Source organism: Dietzia maris (genome assembly GCF_014144855.1).
GTDB classification, from domain to species: domain Bacteria; phylum Actinomycetota; class Actinomycetes; order Mycobacteriales; family Mycobacteriaceae; genus Dietzia; species Dietzia kunjamensis.
On record NZ_JAALDN010000467.1, the window covers coordinates 1 to 4,818 of the forward strand.

The following is a 4,818-nucleotide window of genomic DNA, read 5'->3' on the forward strand; positions in this document are numbered from 1 at the left end:
AGCGGGGCAGCGCCCGGCGACCCGGCGGCGCCCGAGCGGTGGCACCGCGGCGCCGGCCTCGCACAATGGGGCCATGCGTGAACTTCAGAGGACGATCATCGACAGCCTCGGGGTCCGGCCCGACATCGACCCCGCCACCGAGGTGGAGCGACGGGTGCGGTTCCTCGTGGACTATCTCACCACCAGCGGCGCCAAGGGCTTCGTGCTGGGCATCTCCGGCGGGGTCGACTCCACCCTGGCCGGGCGCCTGGCCCAGATCGCGGTGGAGCGGGTGCGCGCGGACGGCGGCGACGCGGTGTTCGTGGGGATGCGCCTGCCCTACCGGGTGCAGCACGACGAGGCCGACGCCGTCGCCGCGGTGGAGTTCGTCGACGCCGACGAGACCGTGACCGTGAACGTCGCACCGGGGGTCGACGCCCTCAACGGGGCGATCCGGGAGGGCACGGGGGCCGAGCTCACCGACTTCACGAAGGGCAACGCCAAGGCGCGTCACCGCATGGTCGCCCAGTACGCGCTGGCCGGGGACCGCGGTCTACTGGTGATCGGCGCCGACCACGCCGCCGAGAACGTCACCGGGTTCTTCACGAAGTTCGGCGACGGCGCCGCGGACGTGTTGCCGCTGTCGGGGCTGAACAAGCGGCAGGGTCGCGCCCTGCTCCGCCAACTGGGCGCCCCAAAGCGACTGTGGGACAAGGTGCCCACCGCCGACCTGCTGGACGAGAACGAGGGCCAGACCGACGAGGACGAACTCGGCCTGCGCTACGACGACATCGATGACTACCTCGAGGGCCGCGACGTCCCCGAGCACGTGGCGCGGACGATCGAGACGGTGTGGCACCGCAACCGGCACAAGCGCACCACGCCGGTCGAGGTCTCGGACACGTGGTGGCGTCCGGGCGAGCAGACCGCCCTCGTGGTGATCGACATGCAGAACTCGTACTTCGAGTTCCCCGAACTGGCGAAGGTGCGCGACGAGCTGGTGCCGCGGGTCAACGAGCTCATCCGCACCGCCCACGACGCCGGACGACCCGTCGTGCTGGTGCGCACCGAGCACTCCCGCGACAAGTCCACGTGGACGCTCAACATGTGCGAGGACGACCAGGGCTTCGCGTTCCCCGGCACCGAGCAGGCGCAGTTCCTCGACGAGTTGGCCACGGGCGATCACGTGGAGGTGGTCAAGACCCGCGACAGCGCCTTCTTCGACACCGAGCTCAAGGCCCGGCTCGAGCAACTCGGCGTGGACCACCTGCTGCTGTGCGGGGTGTCGACGCACAGCTGCGTGTCGCAGACGGCGATCGACGGGTTCGCCGAGAACCTCCACGTCGCGGTCGCCCGCGGTGCCATCTCGTCGGATAACTCCGCCCTCTCGGAGGCGCTGCTGGACTTCTGCGCCGACCAGATGCGCCAGCCGATCATCGACCAGGAGGCCAGCCTCGAGCTCCTGCGAACCGGAGCCTGGCCCGACGGGGGCTGACCCGTCGGCCGCGGTCTAACCCACCGGCCGCGTGACGCGGCCGTCCGGGTAGCGGGCGAAACGGGTCTCGCCGCGCGGGTGGACGGGGTCGTTCTGCGGCAGGTCCCAGGTGCCGAACACGCCGGCGCGGTACTCCTGCATGGCGGTGACGATGTCCTCGCGGGTGTTGCCGACGAACGGACCCTGCTGTACGACCGGGGCGCCGATCGGCCGGGCCTGCAGAACGAGGAACGACGCGCCCTCGTCACCGGCGGTCACGGTGACCGTCTCCGGGGCGAGGACGGCGGCGTCGTACCCCAACTGCCTGTCGTCGACCGTCAGCGGCCCGCCGTAGTTGTAGAGCACCCGGTTCGCGGAGGGGTCGGCACCGGGTAGCTCCGTGCTCACGCCGGGGTCGAGCGTGACGATCCAGATGGCCAGGTGGTTCTCGGGTCGCGCCGCCCAGGAGTGTGGCGGCGGGTCGAGCGCCCGCACGCCGTCGATCTCCCCGGCGATCAGGCGGAACCTCGCGGCGGCGCCATCGGCTCCGCGGACGACGACCGGGGTCTTCTCGGACCAGAACATGTCGAAGTGCGGCTCGGCGGACTTGTCCTCGGGTGCGAGGTTGAGCCAGATCTGGAACAGCTCCATGGTGTTGGGCCGCTCGGTGTCCAGGAGCGGGAACATCTCCGAGTGCGAGATCCCGGAGCCGGCGGTGAGCCACTGGGTGTCACCGTGGCCGAAACGGGCCGCCGCACCGAGGGAGTCGGCGTGGTCGACCACGCCGTCGAGCACCACGGTCACGGTCTCGAACCCGCGGTGCGGGTGCTGGGGGAAGCCGGGGACGGTCTGGCCGTGGTACATCGACCATCCGTCCTTGCCCGAGAAGTCCTGCCCCAGGGACCGGCCTGCGAGGGAGGCGGCGGGACGCATGGTCTCGCCCTCGGCCGGAGGGAACTCGTCACGGTGGTGGACGGCGAACAGGAACGGGTCGAGACCCGGCCACTGGCCTCCGAGCGGGACGACCTGGCGGATGGCGGACATGGTTTCCTCCTGGGGTGCACGGGTGAGCTGACACGACTTTTTGCTGTCACATCAGTTAACCGCGTGGGGCGTCGCGGTGTTCCCGCTGCTCCCTGAACTCCAGGTAGGCACGCCGCCCCAGGAACACCGCCAGCAGCACCACGATCGCCGCGACGACGGCGTTGGACGCCCATCCCGCCACCGACTCGATCCGGTGCCACTGCTCACCCAGGAGATACCCGGCCACGACGAACAACGAGTTCCAGATCAGACTGCCGGCCGTGGTGAGCAGCACGAACAGCAGGAGGCTCATCCGCTCCACACCCGCCGGGATGGAGATGAGGCTGCGCACGACGGGCACCATCCGACCGAAGAAGACCGCGCCCCGCCCGTGGCGGGTGAACCAGCCCTCGGCCTTGTCGAAGTCTGCGACCTGGATCAGCGGGACCCGGTCGAACAGCGCGCTGACCCGCTCGGCACCGAGCCAGAAACCCAGACCGTAGGCGAGGATCGCCCCCAGCACGGACCCGAGGGTGGTCCAGAAGATCGCACCGGCGAGGGTGAACGTGCCCTGCGCCGCGCTGAACCCCGCCAGCGGCAGGATGACCTCGCTGGGAATGGGCGGGAAGACGTTCTCCAGACCCACGACGAGGGCCGCGCCGGGCCCGCCGAGCGCCTCCATGACGCCCACGGCCCAGCCGGCGATCCCGCCGAGATCACCCTCGGCCGAAAGGACCACAGGAGCGGCGACCTCGATCAGCCCCGCGCGACCACGCCGGTGACCGGGATCCGGCCGTCCACGGCCTGGCGGAAGTTGAGCACCGCGCGCTTGACGTGGTCACCGGTGGTCACGACGACGGCGCCGGTGGTGCCGCGCTCCCGGAAGATCCGGTCGGTGAACTGCGCGTTCTGCACCGTGGAGGCGGAGTTCCCCTCCTCGGTGATCCGGAACGGCGCGATCCCGGCGCCACGCAGCCAGTCACCCATCGCGCGCGCCTCGGTGCGCCCGTTCTGCGGCAGGCCGCCGGTGACGATGATGCGGGCGGTCGGGTACGCCTGCGCCAACCGGTATCCGGTCCGCAGTCGCTCCTCGAGCACGGGGCGGATGCCGCCGTCGGGGAACAACCCGGCGCCGAGGATGACGATGTCGGTGGTGAACGGGTTGACGGTGAGCACCGCGGGATCGTCCACGGTGGGGACCTCGAAGTCCCGACACACCGCCAGCAGCTCCTGGCCGACGTTCTGGCAGCCGAGCATCGTCAGGCCGCTGTACAGCGCGACGCCCGACGGCACCTCGGCCGAACCAGCGGAGGCGGTGCCCGCTCCGACGCCCAGCGCGAGAGCGGCGGCGGCCGCGACGGCGGCGAGACGCCTCTGAGTTCTACGCACGATAACGGTCCTCTCCCGAGCAGTGTCGTGACCCGTTGGTTATCGCATTGTGCGTGAAGGTCGTTACCCGAGGCACGGAGCGGTCACGCGCGACCCGCGTACCCTTTACGGCATGCCGGAAGGATACGACAGGGTCACGGCCGTGCGGTACCTCCACGATGCCGACCCACACCTGCGCGCGCACATCGACGCCGTCGGTCCGTGCACCCTCACCCCGACGCCGAACACGGGGCCGCACACCCTCTTCGACCGGTTGGCCTCGTCGATCCTGTCCCAGCAGCTCTCGGTGAAGGCCGCGGCGACGATCGCGGGCCGGCTGCGCGGGCGGGCGACGAGCGACGCCCAGCTCGACCCCGCGCTCGTGGCCGCACTGTCCGACGAGGAACTGCGGGCGTGCGGGATCTCGCGGCCGAAGGTGGCCGCCCTGCGGGACCTCGCCGACGCGGTGCGTGGGGGCCGGATCCCGACCCTGGGGGAACTGAGGGACTACGACGACGACGAGGTCATCAGCTCCCTGACGACGGTCCGCGGGATCGGCCGATGGACCGTGGAGATGCTGCTGATCTTCCTGTTGGACAGACCCGACGTGTTCCCCGTGGCCGATGTCGGGGTGCAGCGGGGATTCGAACGGGTGCTGGGTCTGGACGACAAGGCCTCCCCCGCGATGATGCTGGACCACTCGGCCGGCTGGGCACCGTACCGGTCGGTGGCGTCCTGGTACCTGTGGCGGGCGGTGGACCAGACGGGCGAGGCGGCCCCGGCGCCCACCTCCTCGTCCTAGGCTTCACGACCATGGCGAACCTCTACTGGGAGCGGGTGCGGACGGCGACGGCCCGCGCCGCGGCGGGCGCACGAGACGTCAACCGTCATCCCACGTCGGTCGAACTGCTGCGGCGGGCCCGGCGGGCCCTGCCCGGGGACGCCGGTTTCGGCGACCCGCTCTCGGCCGCCGG

5 protein-coding genes and 1 pseudogene are annotated in these 4,818 nt (G+C 71.0%); 3 read left to right on the forward strand and 3 right to left on the reverse strand.

Features of this window, described 5'->3' with window-relative positions; all coding sequences use genetic code 11:
- Positions 1-73 precede the first annotated feature (73 nt).
- Positions 74-892: pseudogene (gene nadE / locus G6024_RS17080) on the forward strand (ammonia-dependent NAD(+) synthetase); the annotation flags it as partial.
- A gap of 24 nt (positions 893-916) precedes the next feature.
- Positions 917-1,474: a cysteine hydrolase family protein gene (locus G6024_RS17085; RefSeq protein WP_259822115.1), complete on the forward strand. Its 558-nt coding sequence runs from the start codon at positions 917-919 to the stop codon at positions 1,472-1,474.
- A 15-nt stretch (positions 1,475-1,489) separates the two neighbouring features.
- On the opposite strand, the gene G6024_RS14405 is transcribed toward G6024_RS17085, so the two are convergent.
- The 3 genes from G6024_RS14405 to G6024_RS14415 form a co-directional block, all read right to left on the reverse strand.
- Complete coding sequence (locus G6024_RS14405; RefSeq protein ID WP_096906603.1) at positions 1,490-2,497, reverse strand: pirin family protein; 1,008 nt, start codon at positions 2,495-2,497, stop codon at positions 1,490-1,492.
- Between the two features lie 55 nt (positions 2,498-2,552).
- Positions 2,553-3,158: a DedA family protein gene (locus tag G6024_RS14410; RefSeq protein WP_069388635.1), complete on the reverse strand. Its 606-nt coding sequence runs from the start codon at positions 3,156-3,158 to the stop codon at positions 2,553-2,555.
- Positions 3,159-3,232: 74 nt separating this feature from the next.
- Positions 3,233-3,865: a YdcF family protein gene (locus G6024_RS14415; RefSeq protein WP_096906602.1), complete on the reverse strand. Its 633-nt coding sequence runs from the start codon at positions 3,863-3,865 to the stop codon at positions 3,233-3,235.
- Positions 3,866-3,977: 112 nt separating this feature from the next.
- Here G6024_RS14415 and G6024_RS14420 point away from each other — a divergent pair, with 112 nt between their 5' ends.
- Positions 3,978-4,646: a DNA-3-methyladenine glycosylase family protein gene (locus tag G6024_RS14420; protein WP_069388632.1), complete on the forward strand. Its 669-nt coding sequence runs from the start codon at positions 3,978-3,980 to the stop codon at positions 4,644-4,646.
- The last annotated feature ends 172 nt before the right edge of the window (positions 4,647-4,818 follow it).